Origin of the sequence: Pseudomonas sp. RW10S2 (genome assembly GCF_014268985.1) — a bacterium.
GTDB lineage: Bacteria > Pseudomonadota > Gammaproteobacteria > Pseudomonadales > Pseudomonadaceae > Aquipseudomonas > Aquipseudomonas wayambapalatensis.
Window position 1 is genome coordinate 1 of the sequence record NZ_JABWRO010000114.1, and the last position, 18417, is coordinate 18417.

General features: G+C 64.4%; 15 protein-coding genes and 1 riboswitch. Of the genes, 3 read left to right on the top strand and 12 right to left on the bottom strand.

Features of this window, described 5'->3' with window-relative positions; translation table 11 throughout:
• Positions 1–36: 36 nt before the first annotated feature.
• The gene (gene serB / locus HU729_RS20755; RefSeq protein WP_186711413.1) at positions 37–1251 is read right to left on the bottom strand and encodes a phosphoserine phosphatase SerB; all 1215 of its coding nucleotides are present in this window, start codon (positions 1249–1251) and stop codon (positions 37–39) included.
• Positions 1252–1386: 135 nt separating this feature from the next.
• Here serB and HU729_RS20760 point away from each other — a divergent pair, with 135 nt between their 5' ends.
• Complete coding sequence (locus HU729_RS20760; RefSeq protein ID WP_186711414.1) at positions 1387–2859, top strand: histidine kinase; 1473 nt, start codon at positions 1387–1389, stop codon at positions 2857–2859.
• 111 nt (positions 2860–2970) lie between these two features.
• On the opposite strand, the gene HU729_RS20765 is transcribed toward HU729_RS20760, so the two are convergent.
• From HU729_RS20765 to HU729_RS20805, 9 genes are all read right to left on the bottom strand, one after another.
• A complete protein-coding gene (locus HU729_RS20765) occupies positions 2971–3681 on the bottom strand; it encodes an ABC-type transport auxiliary lipoprotein family protein (RefSeq protein WP_186665908.1) in 711 nt (236 codons plus the stop codon).
• A gap of 173 nt (positions 3682–3854) precedes the next feature.
• Positions 3855–6110: a DNA topoisomerase IV subunit A gene (gene parC / locus HU729_RS20770; protein WP_186711415.1), complete on the bottom strand. Its 2256-nt coding sequence runs from the start codon at positions 6108–6110 to the stop codon at positions 3855–3857.
• A gap of 10 nt (positions 6111–6120) precedes the next feature.
• Positions 6121–6639, bottom strand: a complete 519-nt coding sequence (locus HU729_RS20775) for a TIGR02281 family clan AA aspartic protease (RefSeq protein ID WP_186711416.1) — start codon at positions 6637–6639, stop codon at positions 6121–6123.
• Positions 6636–7622: an esterase-like activity of phytase family protein gene (locus HU729_RS20780; RefSeq protein ID WP_186711417.1), complete on the bottom strand. Its 987-nt coding sequence runs from the start codon at positions 7620–7622 to the stop codon at positions 6636–6638. The genes HU729_RS20775 and HU729_RS20780 overlap by 4 nt, the downstream gene beginning before the upstream one ends.
• Positions 7619–9523 (bottom strand): DNA topoisomerase IV subunit B, encoded by a 1905-nt coding sequence (gene parE, locus HU729_RS20785; RefSeq protein WP_054893165.1) that lies wholly within the window; start codon positions 9521–9523, stop codon positions 7619–7621. The genes HU729_RS20780 and parE overlap by 4 nt, the downstream gene beginning before the upstream one ends.
• A gap of 36 nt (positions 9524–9559) precedes the next feature.
• Entirely contained in the window at positions 9560–10168 is a 609-nt protein-coding gene (locus tag HU729_RS20790; protein ID WP_186711418.1) for a YqiA/YcfP family alpha/beta fold hydrolase, read from the bottom strand.
• Between the two features lie 154 nt (positions 10169–10322).
• The gene (gene cpdA, locus HU729_RS20795) at positions 10323–11132 is read right to left on the bottom strand and encodes a 3',5'-cyclic-AMP phosphodiesterase (RefSeq protein WP_189662410.1); all 810 of its coding nucleotides are present in this window, start codon (positions 11130–11132) and stop codon (positions 10323–10325) included.
• Positions 11133–11216: 84 nt separating this feature from the next.
• Positions 11217–11669 (bottom strand): DUF1249 domain-containing protein, encoded by a 453-nt coding sequence (locus tag HU729_RS20800; protein ID WP_186665899.1) that lies wholly within the window; start codon positions 11667–11669, stop codon positions 11217–11219.
• Positions 11660–12277: an NUDIX domain-containing protein gene (locus tag HU729_RS20805; protein WP_186665897.1), complete on the bottom strand. Its 618-nt coding sequence runs from the start codon at positions 12275–12277 to the stop codon at positions 11660–11662. The genes HU729_RS20800 and HU729_RS20805 overlap by 10 nt, the downstream gene beginning before the upstream one ends.
• A 172-nt stretch (positions 12278–12449) precedes the next feature.
• Here HU729_RS20805 and HU729_RS20810 point away from each other — a divergent pair, with 172 nt between their 5' ends.
• Positions 12450–13196, top strand: coding sequence for an RsiV family protein (locus HU729_RS20810; protein ID WP_186711419.1), 747 nt, complete (start codon positions 12450–12452; stop codon positions 13194–13196).
• Here HU729_RS20810 and cytX read toward each other — a convergent pair.
• Both cytX and thiC read right to left on the bottom strand, forming a co-directional pair.
• A complete protein-coding gene (gene cytX, locus HU729_RS20815) occupies positions 13165–14448 on the bottom strand; it encodes a putative hydroxymethylpyrimidine transporter CytX (RefSeq protein WP_186665895.1) in 1284 nt (427 codons plus the stop codon). The genes HU729_RS20810 and cytX overlap by 32 nt on opposite strands.
• Positions 14449–14613: 165 nt before the next feature.
• Complete coding sequence (gene thiC / locus HU729_RS20820) at positions 14614–16494, bottom strand: phosphomethylpyrimidine synthase ThiC (RefSeq protein WP_186711420.1); 1881 nt, start codon at positions 16492–16494, stop codon at positions 14614–14616.
• 161 nt (positions 16495–16655) lie between these two features.
• A riboswitch (TPP riboswitch) is annotated at positions 16656–16763 on the bottom strand.
• Between the two features lie 160 nt (positions 16764–16923).
• Between thiC and HU729_RS20825 the strand changes: the two genes are divergently transcribed.
• A complete protein-coding gene (locus HU729_RS20825; RefSeq protein WP_054893157.1) occupies positions 16924–18360 on the top strand; it encodes a TolC family outer membrane protein in 1437 nt (478 codons plus the stop codon).
• Positions 18361–18417 lie beyond the last annotated feature (57 nt).

An 18417-nucleotide genomic window follows, 5' to 3' on the forward strand; every position in this document is an offset into this window, starting at 1 on the left:
GGGGGGGCTGCTTTGCAGCCCCGCTGTTTCAGGGCCTTACGCGCGACCGTCGCGGTCACGCCAGCCGAGCAGGTACAGCACGCCATCGAGGCCCAGCGTGGAAATCGCCTGTTTGGCCGACTGACGCACCAGCGGCTTGGCGCGGAAGGCCACGCCCAGGCCGGCCAGCGACAGCATCGGCAGGTCGTTGGCGCCATCGCCCACGGCGATGGTCTGCTCCAGTTGCAATCCTTCCTTGTGCGCCAGCTCCTTCAGCAGGTCGGCCTTGCGCTGGGCATCGACAATCGGCTCGACCGCCACGCCCGTCACCTTGCCATCCACCACTTCCAGCTCATTGGCGAACACATAGTCGATGCCAAGGCGTGCCTGCACCTGCTTGGCGAAGTAGGAAAAACCGCCGGAGAGGATCGCAGTCTTGTAACCCAGGCGCTTGAGCTCGGCAAACAGGTGTTCGGCACCTTCGGTCAGGCGTAGCGACGCGCCGATTTCGTCCAGCACGCCGACGTCCAGGCCCTTGAGCAGCGCCATGCGCTCCTTGAAGCTGGCACGGAAATCCAACTCGCCACGCATGGCGCGCTCAGTGATCGCCGACACCTGCTCGCCGACACCGGCAGCCTTGGCCAGCTCGTCGATCACCTCGGCCTCGATCAGCGTCGAATCCATGTCGAACACCGCCAGGCGGCGATTGCGACGGAACAGGTCATCCTGCTGGAAGGCGATGTCGACACCCAGCTCGGCCGACAATGCGAAGAAATCGGTGCGCAGGGCCTGGGCGTCGGTCGGTTCACCACGCACCGAGATTTCCAGGCAGGCGCGACTCTTGTCGGTGGCGGCGTCGAGCGCCACACGTGCCGACAGGCGCTCGATACGTTCGATGGTCAGGCCATATCGGCTGATGACCGCACTCACCCGCTGCAGTTGCTCAGGCGTGACCTTGCGGCTGAGCAGCGTGACGATGTGGCGATTATCGCCATGGCCGTCCACCCATTGCTGGTAGTCTGCCTCGGAGATCGGCGTGTAGCGCGCCTGCAGGTTCAGCTCATGGGCCTTGGACTGCACCCCCTGCAGCAAGCCGGTGGCGACTTCGTTGTCGGGAATATCGACCAGAATGCCGAACGACAGCGTGCCATGCATGACCGCAAGACCGATGTCGAGGATGTTCACACCGCCCTGGAGCAGGACGCCGGTGATGGCCGCAGTGAGACCCGGACGGTCTTCACCAGTGATGTTGATCAGGACGATTTCGCGCAAGACCGGGCTCCAACTCGATGAAAAATGCGCATTCTACCCACTTTCCATGACCATCGGGCGCCATCGATACTTTGCCGACAAAACGCGGGTCGCTATACTGCCCAGCATCTATTCCGCCATAAAGAGCCGCGCTCTGTGAACCGGCCCACGCCTGTCAAAACCGACAACTTCTTTCTGATGATCTTCCGAGCCCTGCGCCAGCGTCGTATTCCCCTGGCATTGCGCATCGCCAGCCACAACATCTTCCTGGTGGCGCTGGCTCTGGTGATCTATGCCTGCGTGATGGGCCTGCAGTTCAAGCAGGCCATGCACGAGCAGGCCGATGCCGTCGGCCAGAGCCTGACCGTGCAGACCGCGACCTCGGCTACCGAGCTGCTGGTGTCCAACGACATCCTCAGCCTCAACGTGCTGCTGGGCAACCTGGTGAAGAACCCGCTGGTGGCCCACGCGGCGATCTACAGCGTCGACAACCGCATCCTCGCCGAGGCCGGGCAACGGCCGAAGAACAGCCTGCTGGGCGAGGCCGAAGGGGTCTACCAGACCAAGATCACCTTCCAGGACGTGACCGCCGGGCAACTGCGCATCAGCCTGGACATGAGCCAGTTCCAGCAACCCATGCTGATCAGCCTGCAGAGCATGGGTATTCTCGCGGCCATCCTGCTGGCGTTGGCGCTCACCCTCAGCCTGCGCCTGGGTCGCTTCATCTCGACGCCGCTGCTGCAACTGCGTGTCTGGCTGCGTGACCCGCACCCCTATACCCCGGCCATCGAGCGCCAGGACGAAATCGGCGATCTCGCTCGTCAGCTCCACGCCCGTCTGGCCCCGCCGCCACCGCCGGAGCCGGAAGAAGAGGAAGACGACGAGGATGATTTCGCCGACCTGCATGTCGAGGAGCCGCCACGCAAGGCCGCACCCAAGCCCGTAGCGGCCAGGGTGGCCGCCCAGGACGACGACGCAGACGACGACGCCTTTGCCGACCTGCTCGACGACACCGAGCACAGCCCCAAGGCGCTTGCCGCACCGGAATCTGACGAGCCGAACACCAGCGCCGTGCTCGCCGTGCAACTCGGCTCCCAGGAGCAACTGCGCCGTCTGCCACGCACGCGCCTGACCGAATTGCTGGAGCGCTATCGCGACTGCCTCGACCAGGCCGCGTCGCTGTACGAAGGTGAAGTGCACACCCTCGACGATGGCAGCACACTGCTGCTGTTCCACAGCCGTGACAGCGGCGAGGACTACCTCACCAATGCCATCTGCTGTGGCGAATTGCTGCGCGCCCTGGGCCACGCCCTGCAGATCGAGGTCGCCGACAGCGGTATCACCCTGCAGTTGCAGCTGGGCCTGGCGCTGGGTGAAGACCTGCTGGGCATGGATCAGGTCGAACTGCTGATGACCGAGAAGGCCCAGGATGCCCTGGCCCTGTCGCAACACAGCCGCAACCTGCTGCTGGTCGAGCGCCAGGTCAGCGACGACGCCCTGATCCGCCAGCGCGCGCGCATTCGCCCGATCGCCAGCCCTGAAGGCGCCTGCTGTGTCGAGCGACTGATGGAGCCCTACCCGTCGATGCTCGAGCGCCAGTTGGCGCGGATGCATGAGCGTCGGGCCTGAATGGCCTGATCCGCGGTGCGGTTGTAGAAGCGGCCCTGTGTCGCGAAAGGCCTGCAATCCGGCACCCACAAAAAAGCCCGCATCGCTGCGGGCTTTTTCGTGTCTGCTGAATCAGAACCGATAGACTTCCATATCGGTGCGGATCGGCGAAGCCATCGGAATCCTTGATTTCTCCGGCTCCTTCTTGACCTGAACTGGAGCCGCCGGCTTTTTCGGCGTTTCTTCAGCGACCGCTGGCTGGTTCGCCAGTGGCTTGACGGCAACGCTCAACTGCTCGACCAGCTTCTGCAGCAACTGCCCCTGGGCCTGGACCTGCGAGGCCTCGCTGCCCTCATGCTGTTGCTCGAGGTGGACTATACGGTTGTCGCGCACATGGCCACGACGGTCCAGCACGCGCCACTGGGCATCGAGGATCGCCGGCTGGTTGGCGCCCGAGTCCAGGCGGGTGATCGACAGCAGTACCTGCACATCCGGCGTGAAGCCGGCGCTGGCAGGTGCAAGCACGACACGCTGGCTGTCCAGGCGCCAGGCGAGCTGGCGCACCAGCAACTGGTCGATATCCGACGAAAGGCTGCCGGCCCAGCGACCGTCGGTCGCCGCAGTCAGGCTGCCATCGGCTTGGCGTTGCAGAAAGGTTTCACGTTGCAGGTAGTCGGCTACCGATACCGGACCTAGCACGACCGCCATGCCGGCAGCCTGCGAAGGCTGGCCGGGGTCGCCGCTGTCGAGTTGGTACAGGGCCACCGGCTGGTGCATGCTGCACCCGCTCAGACCCAGCAACCCCGTCATCAGCAGCGCAAATGGAAGGCGCAGAAATTTCATCATCCCATCCAAGCGGCCGCCGCCCGGCAACCGCAGTGATACTCATGTGGATTCCCGCGGGCACACGGCCACGCCGGCCCCGCAAGGGGTGTATCATCCGCGAAATAGTCGCCAGACTCCAGCATTTCCGCCCGGAACGACGCTGAAAACGCCGTTCCAGGCGAACCACCGGTTTACTCCGGGCGCTCTACCGCCATGCCGTCGACCCGCTGGAAACCACGTGGCAATTTGCTACCACGACGTCCGCGTTCGCCTTTGTAATGTTCAAGGTCATCCGGCTTCAGTGACAGGGTACGCTTGCCAGCCTGCAATACAAGCGTCGATCCCTCGGCGATCACCGCCAGATCGGTGACGAATTCCTCACGACTGGCCACGCGATCACCCGGTACGCCAATGATCTTGTTGCCCTTGCCTTTGCCCAGTTGCGGCAGGTCGGCAACCTTGAACACCAGCAGGCGACCTTCGGTGGTGACCGCCGCCAGCCAGTCCTGCTCACGATCGGCGACGGGCCGCGGCGTCATCACCTTGGCGCCATTGGGCAGGCTGAGCAGCCCTTTGCCCGCCTTGTTCTTGGCCTGCAGATCCTCGCCCTTGACCACGAAACCGTAGCCAGCATCGGATGCCACCACATACAGCGCATCATCGTCCGGCAGCAGCACGCACTCGAACGTGGCGCCCGGCGGCGGCGTCAGACGCCCGGTCAGCGGCTCGCCCTGGCCACGGGCCGATGGCAGGCTGTGGGCTGCCAGCGAATAGCTGCGCCCGGTGGAGTCGATAAGCACCGCGAATTGGTTGGAACGCCCCGCCGCTGCAGCCTTGAAGCCATCGCCGGCCTTGTACGAAAGGCCTGTGGCATCGATATCGTGGCCCTTGGCACAACGTACCCAGCCTTTTTCCGACAGCACAACGGTGACCGGCTCGGTCGGCATCAGCTCGTTTTCCGACAGAGCCTTGGCCTCGGCGCGCTCGACGATTGGCGAGCGGCGATCGTCGCCGTAAGTTTCGGCGTCCTTGATCAGTTCGCTGCGTACCAGCTTGCGCAGCTTCGTCTCGCTGCCCAGCAGGGCCTGCAGCTTGGCCTGCTCCTTGAGCAACTCGTCCTGCTCGCCACGGATCTTCATCTCTTCCAGGCGCGCCAGCTGACGCAGGCGGGTCTCGAGGATGTAGTCGGCCTGAATCTCGGTCAGCTCGAAGCGCTCGATCAGCGCCTGCTTGGGATGATCCTCGGTGCGGATGATGTGAATCACTTCATCCAGGTTGAGGAACGCTGTGAGCAAGCCATCGAGCAGGTGCAGGCGCTTCTCGACCTTGTCGAGGCGGAACTGCAGGCGGCGGCGTACGGTGCCGATGCGGAACTGCAGCCACTCCTGCAACAGCGTGCGCAGGTTCTTCAACTGAGGACGGCCATCGAGGCCGATGATGTTGACGTTGACCCGGTAGCTGTTTTCAAGATCGGTGGTGGCGAACAGATGCTGCATCAGTTCGTCGGCGTCCACACGGTTGGAGCGCGGAATGATAACGATGCGGCACGGGTTCTCGTGGTCCGACTCGTCACGCAGGTCGGCGACCATCGGCAGCTTCTTGTTCTGCATCTGCGCGGCGATCTGCTCCAGCACCTTGGCACCGGACACCTGATGCGGCAGAGCAGTGACCACGATGTCGCCGTCCTCGACACGGTACACCGCGCGCATGCGAATCGAGCCCTTGCCGGTTTCGTAGATCTTCTGGATCTCGGCCCGTGGCGTGACGATCTCGGCTTCGGTTGGGTAGTCAGGGCCCTGGATGTGCTCGCACAGCTGCTCGATGGTTGCCTTCGGCTCGTCGAGCAGGCGCACGCAGGCGCTGGCGACTTCACGCAGGTTGTGCGGCGGCACGTCGGTGGCCATGCCCACGGCGATGCCGGTGGTGCCGTTGAGCAGGATGTTCGGCAGGCGCGCTGGCAATACCTGCGGCTCCTGCAGGGTGCCGTCGAAGTTCGGCACCCAGTCGACGGTGCCCTGGCCCAGTTCGCTGAGCAGCACCTCGGAGTAGCGCGACAGCCGCGCCTCGGTGTAGCGCATGGCAGCGAACGACTTCGGATCGTCCGGCGCACCCCAGTTGCCCTGGCCGTCGACCAGCGTGTATCGGTAGCTGAACGGCTGCGCCATCAGCACCATGGCTTCATAGCACGCCGAATCGCCGTGGGGGTGGAACTTGCCGAGCACGTCGCCGACGGTACGCGCCGACTTCTTGTGCTTGGAATCGGCATCCAGCCCCAGTTCGCTCATGGCATAGACGATACGTCGCTGCACCGGCTTGAGGCCGTCGCCGATGTGCGGCAGGGCGCGATCCATGATCACGTACATGGAGTAGTTGAGGTAGGCCTGTTCGGTGAAGTCGGCCAGGGAACGGCGTTCGACGCCTTCGAGACTGTCCAGTAAGTCGCTCATGCGAGCCTCGTCATTTCAGGTTCTGGCGCAGCAGCATGGTGCCGCCGCGCTGAGTAAATTCAAGTTGTTTCAAAGCACTCATGCCGAGCAGCACCGTCTGTCCGTCCAGCCCGGGCACCACCAGGGCACGCACATCGCGCAGGCGGATATCGCCCAACTGCAGGCTGTCGAGCCGCGTGCGATAGCCCTCGGTGCGGCCATTGGCGGTGCTGAGCATCACCGGCGCGCCGCGCTGCAGCGCCAGATCACGGGCAAGTGCCTCGGGGATCGCCACATCGGTGGCACCGGTATCGAGCATGAAATGCACGACCTTGCCGTTGATCGCGCCATCGGCGACGAAGTGGCCCTGGCCATTGCCCAGCAGGCGCACCTCGACAAAGCCTTCGCCGCGCTCGGACTGCACGACACTGTTGGGGTTCTGCTGGCGCTCCTCCCACTGCCCGAAAAAGCGCGTGGCAAGAAACATCGCCGCCGCCCAGGCGAGGACCATCAGGACCCGGCCCGCCCGCTTGCCCGCTGGCTGGCTCAAGGCTCCGCGCTCCAGCCGCCCGCTGGCGCGGCAAAGCGCCAGACGATAGGGCGGGTTTCACCATCGGCACGGGTGCCGTTGTTGTTGTCCAGGCCGATCCAGGCGCCGTCCTTGTCGATCACCAGCGCTTCGGCCAGGCCGAACGGCTGGTCGTAGCGACGCGTGTCGACCAGGGCATCGGCGGCGAACGACCAGCAGCGCTCGACCGCTCCGGTGTCGGCATCACGCCGGCAAATGCGGAAGGCATTGCGCTCCAGGGTGAACAGCTTGCCGTCGAACAGTGCAAGGTCGGCGAAGTCCCGCGACAGTGCCCGCGAGCCGGGCATCTGTGACGGTTGCATCTCCACTCCGGCCTCGCTGAGTAGCACACAACTGCGTCCGCAGGTCCATACCGCTTGCTGGCGCTGCACGGCAATCAGCCCCCGACGCTCGCGCTCGGCAGCCAACCACAGGCGGTCACCGGCCGGATTGATGGCCAGGCCCTCGAACAAGGCATTGAAGTGCAACAGCATGCCGCTGGCACGGGCCTGGCGAACCATGGCCGGATCGATCCTCAGCCAGTTCGGCTCGCCCTCGACGGGCAATTGCAGCACCGCCGCATGTGCCTCGCTGACCACATAGAAGTTGCCCGCGCTGTCACAGGTGATGCCTTCGAAATCCAGCTCGCCGCCCCGAATGAACGATACCGCCCAGTTGCGTGACTTCAGCCCCCAGGGCAGCCCGCTCTCCGGCACTGGTGGCGGGGTGAAGGCCAGGGCCTCTGACCGCCACACACCTTCCTGCTGCTCCAGTCGGTAGATACGATCGTCGTCGCGGTCCGAGACACCCCACAGGGCGCCACGGCACAGGGCCAGGCCCGACAGGTTGCCGCCGCGCATGCCCTCGATCGGGTGCTCGGCGGTGAGCTTGAGCTCCGGCCAGTCGCTGGCGAAACTCGCCAAACTGGCCAGCGCGAGCAAGGCTGCGACAAGCAGACGAATCAAACCAGGACCTCGGCCAGGTTGCCTTTGGTCTCCAGCCAGTTCTTGCGATCGCCCGCACGCTTCTTGGCGAGCAGCATGTCCATGATCTCGGTGGTGCCGGCCAGGTCATCCAAGGTGAGCTGCACCAGGCGCCGAGTGTTCGGATCCATGGTCGTTTCGCGCAATTGTGGCGGGTTCATTTCGCCCAGGCCCTTGAATCGGGTGACCTGGGGCTTGCCGCGCTTCTTCTCGGCGACCAGACGGTCGAGAATGCCGTCGCGCTCGGCTTCGTCGAGGGCGTAGTAGATCTCCTTGCCCAGGTCGATACGGTACAGCGGCGGCATGGCCACATAGACGTGCCCGGCCTCGACCAGCGGACGGAAGTGCTGGACGAACAGCGCGCACAGCAGCGTGGCGATGTGCAAGCCGTCGGAGTCGGCGTCGGCGAGGATGCAGATCTTGCCGTAGCGCAGTTGCGACAGGTCGGTGGCACCTGGGTCTACGCCGATGGCCACGGCGATGTTGTGCACCTCCTGGCTGGCGAGCACTTCGCCGCCATCGACTTCCCAGGTGTTGAGGATCTTCCCGCGCAGGGGCAGGATCGCCTGGAACTCCTTGTCACGCGCTTGCTTGGCCGAACCACCTGCCGAGTCGCCCTCGACCAGGAACAGTTCGGCACGCATCGGGTCCTGCCCGGCGCAATCGGCCAGTTTGCCGGGCAATGCCGGCCCCTGGGTGATGCGCTTGCGCTCGACCTTCTTGCTCGCCTTGAGGCGACGGCCGGCGTTGCTGATCGCCAGCTCCGCCAGTTGCATGCCCAGCTCCGGGTGGGCGTTGAGCCACAGGCTGAAGGCATCCTTGACTACGCCAGAAACGAACGCCGCGGCCTCGCGAGACGACAGGCGCTCCTTGGTCTGGCCGGAGAACTGCGGCTCCTGCATTTTCATCGAGAGCACGAAGGTGATGCGCTCCCACACGTCCTCAGGCGCCAGCTTGACGCCACGCGGCAGCAGGTTGCGGAACTCGCAGAACTCGCGCATGGCATCGAGCAGGCCCTGGCGCAGGCCGTTGACGTGGGTGCCACCCTGGGCGGTGGGGATCAGGTTGACGTAGCTTTCCTGAACGCTGTCGCCGCCCTCGGGCAGCCACAGCAGCGCCCAATCAACAGCTTCTTTATTACCGGCCAGGCTGCCGCAGAACGGCTCGTCGGGCAGACGCTGGAATTCGCTGACCGAGTCGACCAGGTACGAGCGCAGCCCATCCTCGTAGTGCCACTCGACCTTCTCGCCGGTGCCCTTGTCCTCGAAGCTGATCGACAGCCCCGGGCACAGCACGGCCTTGGCCTTGAGCACGTGCTTGAGACGGCTGATGGAAAATTTGGCCGAATCGAAATACTTGGGATCGGGCGCGAAGTAGACGCTGGTACCGGTGTTGCGCTTGCCGACCGTGCCGATTACTTCCAGCTCGGTGGCCTTGAAACCATCGGCGAAGGTCATCTGGTATTCATTGCCGTCGCGCTTGACCCGCACGCGGACCTGGGTCGACAGGGCGTTGACCACCGAAATGCCCACGCCGTGCAGGCCGCCGGAGAACTGGTAGTTCTTGTTGGAAAACTTGCCGCCGGCGTGCAGCTTGGTAAGGATCAGCTCGACACCCGAGACGCCTTCTTCAGGGTGGATATCCACCGGCATGCCGCGACCATCGTCGCTGACTTCCAGCGAATGGTCGGCATGCAGCACGACCTGGATCGACCGGGCATGACCGGCGAGGGCTTCGTCGACGCTGTTGTCGATGACTTCCTGGGCCAGGTGGTTGGGCCGGCTGGTGTCGGTATACATGCCCGGCCGCTTGCGGACCGGGTCAAGGCCGGAGAGGACTTCGATGGCGTCTGCGTTATAGGCGCTAGCGCTGGGATTGGCCATGGGTTCTCGTCGTCAGTCTGGTGAGTGCAAAAAAGGTCAAAATACAGAAAAATCAAGCGCCGCATACTGCGCGCGGGCAATGCCGGCGAAGGCCAGCAGGGCCGGCAGGCGCTCGGCGAAACCCTGGAAACTGTGATCACCGCCCGCCTCGATACGCAGGGCGCAGGCCCGGTAATAACGTTCGGCATGGCGATAGTCCAGCGTTTCATCAGCAGTCTGCAACCACACCTGATAACGCGAGGCGTCCTGGGGCGGCGGCACCTCCAGTTCGGCCAGGGCCTGAACGTGGTCGAGGGTCAGTTCCCAGGTTTCCTCGCTGTAGTGATTGCGCTGCGTGCCGAGGTAGCCGTCGAAATGCTTGTGCGGGGTCACTGCCGGGTTGACCAGCAGGGCCTTGAGGCCATGGCGCTCGGCCAGGTGCGTGGCATAGTAGCCGCCGAGGGAGCTGCCGACCAGCAGCGGAGCACCGAGCTCGGCGATAGCCGTCTCGAGCTGGGCCATGGCCTGGCGCGGATGGTGATGCAGGGCCGGGACGCGCAGGTGGTCGCCCAGACCCAACTGCTGCATCACCGCTTCGAGCTGGCGCGCCTTGGCGGACAACGGCGAGCTGTTGAAGCCATGGATATAGAGGATGGAACCCGACATGCTGCCCCCGGAATCTGTGGCTTCGCGCCCGACGATGCGGGCACAGGGACGCGCAGTGTAGCGCGTTCGCCGGGTTTTGGCGCAAGGGTGGGATTTTCGCAACACAATCTTCAAATCCCACGGCTGCCGCGGTCTTTGCAAGAGCGGTAGCCTGTCAGTAACCCGGACTGTTGAAATCCAGGGTCACCACGAAATCCTTCGCCCGCTCGACGCCGGTTTCGAGCCGCCCGTCGGCATGCAGCCGCAGCCAGCGATACCCCGGCTGTTCTTCGCTGACCTTGAAGTCTTCGCTGTGCGCGGCGAACTGGATGCAGGTCGAGGGCGTGGCCAGCAAGCGAATACCGTCGCGGACCTCGTCCCACTCCTGATGGATGTGCCCCCACAGCAACGCCTTCACCTGTGGATAAGTCCGCAGACACTGCAGCAGCTCATCGGCATTGCGCAAGCCGATCGGCGCAATCCAGGCGCAGCCGATATCCACCGGCTGGTGGTGACAGCACACCAGGCAGTGGCGCTCACCCGCCGACGCCAAAGCCGCATCGAGGGCCGCCAGCTGGTCTTGTTCAAGAAACCCATGGGTGGCCCCCAGTACCGCCGAGTTGAGCATCACCACGCGCCAGGCGCCAATGTCGGTAACGGCATGGACCAGATCGGGCGCCACACGCGCCATGACCTCGGCCTCGTCATGGTTGCCCGGCAACCAACGGGTCGGCACGGCAAAACCGTCGGTCAGCTCGCGGAACGCCGCGTATGACTTCACGCTGGCGTCCTGGGACAGGTCACCGGTGCACAGCAACAGGTCGATGCGCGGCTGCTCGCGCCGCACCTGGCTCACCACGTGGCGCAGGCTGTCACGGGTGTTGAGGCCCAGCAAAGTGCCAGCCGGATCGGCGAACAGGTGGGCGTCGGTGAGCTGCACCACATGCACCGGAGCCTGCGCGGGAGGGGTTGGTGAATGCGACAACGGCCGTCTCCTTGATCGGATTCGGCACGATTATGGCCGCAGAAAGAGTTGGAGCAAATACTCGAAACCAACCGGCGTCACATTTCAACGCACGGTTTCGAACTCGTGGCCGCAGGCCAGGCAATGGCTCAGCCACTCACCGAGGAACAGGTTGAGCTGGGCCTTCTCGTCGGGCTGGTGCATGGCCGCGTTGGGATACGGGTAGATGCTGCGCAGACGCCGGGTGTGCTCGGCACTCACCACTTCGGCCATGCGTGCATCGTGATAGACCTGCACTTCGAGTTGCGGCACCGGCAGCCACGGCAGGCTGTGCTCCTGGCATACCCGCAGCGTGGTGGTGTAGGGGCAGGCCAGCACCACGTCGAGCACCAGCACGCCGAGCATCTGGTCGCCCTGGGTCATGCCGATGCGTCGCGAGCTTTGCGTGGTACGCATGTCCGGCAGCAGGCGCATCAGCCGCGCGTAGTTGGCCTCGCAGGCTGCCTGCAGGCCGACGAGATCGACCCGGTAGCGTTCGCGCAGCAGGTTCACTTCCACATCCCCCGGACTTCGTCACGGTTCAGCGCCAGCCACTGCAGGGCGATGATGCTTGCCGCGTTGGCGATGCGTCCGTCACGTACTGCCTGCAACGCATCCTCGAACGACCAGACACGCACGCGGATGTCCTCGCCCTCTTCCTCCAGCCCGTGCAGGCCACCGGCACCCTCGCTGCTGCAACGCCCGAGAAACAGATGAACAAACTCGTCACTGCCACCAGGCGACGGGAAGTAACGGGTCATCGGCCACAGCGCGCAGAAGCTCAAGCCTGCCTCTTCTTCGGCTTCGCGGTGGGCGACTTCCTCAGGTTGCTCATCCTTGTCGATCAGCCCGGCGACCAGTTCGATCAGCCAGGGATTGTCGGTCTTGTCCAGCGCACCGACACGGAACTGCTCGATCAGCACCACTTCGTCACGCAGCGGATCGTAGGGCAGCACGCAGACGGCGTCGTGGCGCACGAACAGCTCGCGGCTGATCTCGCGCCCCATGCCACCGGCGAACAGTTCATGGCGCAGGCGCACCTTGTCGAGCTTGTAGAAGCCCTGGAAGCAATTGGCCCGTTCGACGATCTCGACCGCCCTGGGCACCGAATTCAAGGTGTCTGACATGGAATTCCTCGTTACATCAACGACTGCGTCGCGCCATCCTACTCTGCGTGCCGCCAGCTTTCATCCCTTTCCGGCGACCGGGACAGGCTGTTCTCACTCTGTTAGCTTAGTGGCGAACCGAAGGCCCTGCCGACGGTCCAAGGCCGATCATCCATGTTCTGCAAGGATCACCATGACGCTCGTCAAACTGACTACCGTCGCCCTGCTGGCGTTGACCCTCGGCGCCTGCCAGAGCTTGTTCACGCCCAACTATCGCGCACCGCTCGAGGTCAAGCGCGACGCCTGGGAGCACGTCAAACCCGGTTGCAGCGAGCGCGATTGCCCGCTGGTGAACATCGACACCGTACACTTCCCGGCGCTGCCCAAGCTCGATGCCATCGTCGAGCGTCGCTTGCTGCAACTGACCGAAGACAACCAGCGCGGCACCGCACCCACCACGCTGCAGCAGTACGAGCAGCAATACCTGGCCAGCGCGCAAGCGCGCAACAGCAGCTACCTGCAGGCCAAGGTACGCGAGCAGCATGACGGACTGGTGATCGTCGAGCTGTCCAGTTACCTGGACAGCGGCGGCGCCCACGGCATGCCAGGGCGGGCCTTCATCAACTATTCACGCAAGCAGGACAAGGTCCTCACGCTGCAGGACATGCTGGTGCCCGGCCAGGAGGAGACCTTCTGGAAGACCGTCGAGGAGTCGCACCGCGCCTGGCTGATCAGCACCGGCATGGACAAGGACGCCGAGTTCGTGAAGACCTGGCCATTCAAGCGCTCGCCGCACATCGCCCTGACGTACGGCGCGGTGGTGGTGAAGTATGAGGTCTACGCGATCGCGCCCTATTCCATGGGCCACGTCGAACTGAAGATCCCTTATCCGCGCCTGAACGGCGTCATCAAGCCCGAACTGTTTCCCGGCCGCGGATAGCACGCAGCACCCCATATAGGCCACCTGCCAGCAGCAAGGCTGGCAGGGTCGCGCCCAGCTCCGGCGCCTTGTTCGCCAGCAGGTGGTAGACCATCACCCCCGCCAGCCAGGCCAGCAGCGCCGGCCAATGCAGCCCCGGCACCTGCTGCGGCATGCGGCGACGGCGGATCACGAAGTGATCCATCAGCACCACGCCGAACAGCGGCGCGAACACCGAACCGATCAGCAGCAGGAAGTTCTGGTACTGGGCCAGCGGCGCCAGCAACGCGATCAGGGTGCACAGCAGGCCGATCGCCAGCGCCAGGTGCTCCACCTTGAGCTTTACCAACAAGCCTGTGGACACTGCCGCCGAATGAATGTCGGCGAAGGCGTTTTCCGACTCGTCCAGCAGGATCAGCAACAGCGGGATACCAAGCCCGGCGCCAGCCAGGGCCAGCAGCAGGGCATTCACCTCACCGCTCGGGGCGAACGCCAGGGTGTAGGCCACGCCCAGGCTCATCAGCCAGGCGTTGCCGATGAAAAAGCCCAGCGCGGTGCCACCGAAGACTCGGCTGGCACGCTTGCCGAAACGCGAGTAGTCGGCGATCAGCGGCAGCCACGACAGCGGCATGGCGATGACGATATCGAAGCCCACCGCCAGTGACAGCGAGCCATCGCCGGGGCGACGCCAGAGGTCGGCAAGATCGGCCTTGGCGAACAGGTTCCAGGTCAGCCACAGGCAGGCACCGAGCAACAGCCAGATCCCCCACTTGCGCAGCACCTTGCGCACGAAGGCCAGCGGCCCGCTGACGGCGAGCAGGGTTGCCAGTGCGCCGAAGCACAGGGTCCAGAGCAGCGGGCTGTTCCAGGCACTGCCTTCGCCGAAGGTGCGTGCGCCCAGCAGGCTGGCGGCGTCACGCATGACAATGATCTCGAACGATCCCCACCCGACCAGCTGCAGCAGGTTGAGCAGTGCCGGCAGGCGCGCGCCATGGCGCCCCAGCGACAGGCGCAGACCGGCCATCGCAGAGAGGCCGGTATCACTGCCGGTCACCCCGACCGCTGCCAGCAACAGCACCCCGACCGCAGTCCCGAGCACGATCGCCAGCACCGAGCCCGCCAGGCCCAGGCCCGGCGCCAGCAAGGCGCCGACCTGCAGCACCATCAGGCCGATGCCGAGGGAAAACCACAGCGAGAACAGGTCGCGGGCGCCGAACAGGCGCTGGCTGGAAGGGACCGGGTGATCGGGGGAGAAATGGCTGGGGGTGGTCATTGGAAGGGTCGCCAAAGGAGTTGGGGTCTGTGGTGAAGTCTCCGGCCCTTTCGCGGGCAAGCCCGCTCCCAAAAACCTGTAGGAGCGGGCTTGCCCGCGAAAGCGCCAGAGGCCTCGATACAAATGCAACGGCAGAGTGGCTCACCACCACCCTGCCGGCATCACTTACACCTTGTGATAAAGCTGGCTGCCTTCCTGGCGGAAGCGCTCGGCCTGCTCGCGCATGCCTTGCTCGGCAGTCACATCCACGGTCTCGATCTTGGCCGCGTACTCACGCACTTCCTGGGTGATCTTCATCGAACAGAACTTCGGCCCGCACATCGAGCAGAAGTGCGCAACCTTGGCCGACTCCTTGGGCAGGGTCTCGTCGTGGAACGAGCGGGCGGTGTCCGGGTCCAGGCCGAGGTTGAACTGGTCTTCCCAGCGGAACTCGAAGCGCGCCTTGGACAATGCGTTGTCGCGGATCTGCGCGCCCGGGTGGCCCTTGGCAAGGTCGGCGGCGTGCGCGGCGATCTTGTAGGTGATGATGCCGGTCTTGACGTCATCCTTGTTCGGCAGACCCAAGTGCTCCTTGGGCGTGACGTAGCAGAGCATGGCGCAGCCGAACCAGCCGATCATCGCCGCACCGATACCGGAGGTGATGTGATCGTAGCCCGGAGCGATGTCGGTGGTCAGCGGGCCGAGGGTGTAGAACGGCGCCTCGTCGCAGCACTCGAGCTGCTTGTCCATGTTCTCCTTGATCAACTGCATCGGCACGTGGCCTGGGCCTTCGATCATGCACTGCACGTCGTGCTTCCAGGCGATCTTGGTCAGCTCGCCGAGGGTTTCCAGCTCACCGAACTGGGCCGCGTCGTTGGCGTCGGCGATCGAGCCCGGACGCAGGCCATCGCCCAGCGAGAAGCTGACGTCGTAGGCCTTCATGATTTCGCAGATCTCGTCGAAATGCGTATAGAGGAAGTTCTCCTTGTGATGCGCCAGGCACCACTTGGCCATGATCGAACCGCCACGGCTGACAATCCCGGTGACACGCTTGGCCGTCAGCGGCACATAGCGCAGCAACACGCCAGCATGGATGGTGAAGTAGTCCACGCCCTGCTCGGCCTGCTCGATCAGGGTGTCGCGGAACAGCTCCCAGGTCAGGTCTTCGGCAACGCCGTTGACTTTTTCCAGGGCCTGGTAGATCGGCACGGTGCCGATCGGGACCGGCGAGTTGCGAATGATCCACTCGCGGGTCTCGTGGATGTGCTTGCCGGTGGACAGGTCCATGACCGTGTCCGAACCCCAACGGATACCCCAGGTCAGCTTGGCCACTTCTTCCTCGATCGAGGAACCCAGGGCGCTGTTGCCGATGTTGCCGTTGATCTTCACCAGGAAGTTGCGGCCGATGATCATCGGCTCGAGTTCGGTGTGGTTGATGTTGGCAGGGATGATCGCGCGACCGCGGGCGATCTCTTCACGCACGAACTCGGGGGTGATCTCCTTCGGGATGCTGGCACCGAAGCTGTGCCCGGCGTGCTGCTGGTCGAGCAGGCCGGCAGCGCGCGCCTCCTGCAGCTTCATGTTCTCGCGGATGGCGACGTATTCCATCTCGGCGGTGATGATGCCCTGGCGCGCGTAGTGCATCTGCGAGACGTTGGCGCCGGCCTTGGCGCGGCGCGGATTGCGTACGTGGGCGAAGCGCAGCTTGGCGAGTTCGGCGTCGTTCAGCCGCTGCTGGCCGAAATTAGAGCTCAGGCCTTCCAGGCGCTCGGTGTCGCCACGTGCGTCGATCCAGGCCGAGCGCACATCGCCCAGGCCCTTGCGCACATCGATGATGACGTTGGGGTCGGTGTAGGGGCCGGAAGTGTCATAGACCAGCACCGGGGCGTTCTTCTCGCCGCCGAAGTCGGTAGGGGTGTCGTGCAGGCTGATCTCGCGCATCGGCACGCGGATGTCCGGGCGCGAGCCCTGGACGTAGACCTTGCGCGAATTGGGCAGGGGTTGCACGGACTGCTGGTCGACTTTGGCCGACTCGCTCAGGCTGATCGCTTTTTCTTGTTTACTCATCACAGGCTCTCCAGACAGCTTCCTAGCGGGCGGAATGTCGGGGAGAACCTGAAAGGCGCGGACGCACCCCTTGGATGGAGTGCAGTGCCGGATACATGGGGGTGCCTTTGGCTGCATGACAGCGCTGACATTCCCGGACCTGGCACAAGAGGCTCCCCGGGAAGGCGAGCAATCTTGTTCCCTACGCAGGCGCTAACCTGATCAGGTTCAACGGGATCCGGAAACTCTCCGATCTCAGCCTTCGATTCAAGGCACCCCGACAAGAACGTGCGCAGTCTAGACTGGAGTGGTCGGCAAAGCCAAGCCCGTAAATGCACGGGAGACGAAAGGCGCAACAGGCGGATTGTTGCCGACGGCGCGCGGCACTACACTGGCGCATCGCACGATACTCAACAGTTCAGAAATTCAATTTCGTACAAGGATTGCCCTATGCTGCGCAAACTTTCACTGGCGATTGCCGTGTCTTGTGCGTCCAACGGAGTGGTCTGGGCAGCGGATGTGCCCACGACGGTGAAGACCGACCTGGTCAGCGTCTACCAGGAAGCGGTGAACAACAACGCCGACCTCGCCGCCGCCCGCGCCGACTACGGCGCCCGCCGCGAAGTGGTGCCCCAGGCCAGGGCAGGCCTGCTGCCCAATCTGTCCGCCGGTGCAGAAATGATGAACACCCGCACCAAGCTGGACGAACCCTCGATCACCTCCAACCGCAGCGGTAACTCCTGGAGTGCCACGCTGTCGCAGCCGATCTTCCGTGCCGACCGCTGGTTCCAGCTGCAGGCCGCCGAGGCGGTCAACGAGCAAGCGGCGCTGGAGCTGTCGGCCACCGAGCAGAACCTGATCCTGCAAACGGCCGAAAACTACTTCGCTGTCTTGCGCGCGCAGGACAACCTGGCCTCGACCAAGGCCGAGGAAGCAGCATTCAAGCGCCAGCTCGACCAATCCAACGAGCGTTTCGACGTCGGGCTCTCCGACAAGACCGACGTACTGCAATCCCAGGCCAGCTACGACACCGCCCGTGCCAACCGGATCATCGCCGAGCGCCAGGTGCAGGACGCGTTCGAGGCGCTGGTGACCCTGACCAACCGTGAGTACGGATCGCTGCAGGGTGTGGTCCACAGCCTGCCGGTGCAGGTGCCGGCGCCCAACGACGCCAAGGCCTGGGTGGAGACCGCCGCACGGCAGAACCTCAACCTGCTGGCGACCAACCACGCCGTCGATGCCGCCGAGGAAACCTTGCGCCAGCGCAAGGCCGGCCACGCCCCGACCCTCGATGCCGTGGCGCGCTACCAGAAAGGCGACAACGACAACCTCGGCTTCACCAACCCTGCGCCACAACCCGGCGTGCGCTACGGCGGTGATGTGGAGCAGACCAGCATTGGCCTGCAACTGAACATCCCGATCTACAGCGGTGGGCTGACCAGCTCGCAGGTGCGTGAAGCCTATGCCCGCCTGAGCCAAAGCGAACAGCAGCGCGAAAGCCTGCGCCGCCAGGTGGTGGAGAACACCCGCAACCTGCACCGCGCGGTGAATACCGATGTGGAGCAGGTGCAGGCCCGCAAGCAGTCGATCATCTCCAACCAGAGCGCCCTGGAAGCTACCGAGATCGGCTATCAGGTCGGAACCCGCAACATCGTCGATGTGCTCGACGCCCAGCGTCAGCTCTACACTTCGGTGCGCGACTACAACAACAGCCGCTACGACTACATCCTCGACAACCTGCGCCTCAAACAGGCCGCTGGCACCCTGAGCCCGCAAGATTTGCAGGACCTGGGGCGCTACCTGAAAGCCGACTACAACCCGGACAAGGACTTCCTGCCACCGGATCTGGCTGCGGCAGCGGCGAAGAACTTCGAACGGCGACCCTGAACCAGACCCCAACGCACTTCAAGAGAGCGGCCTGCACGTGCGCCCCACGTGCAGGCC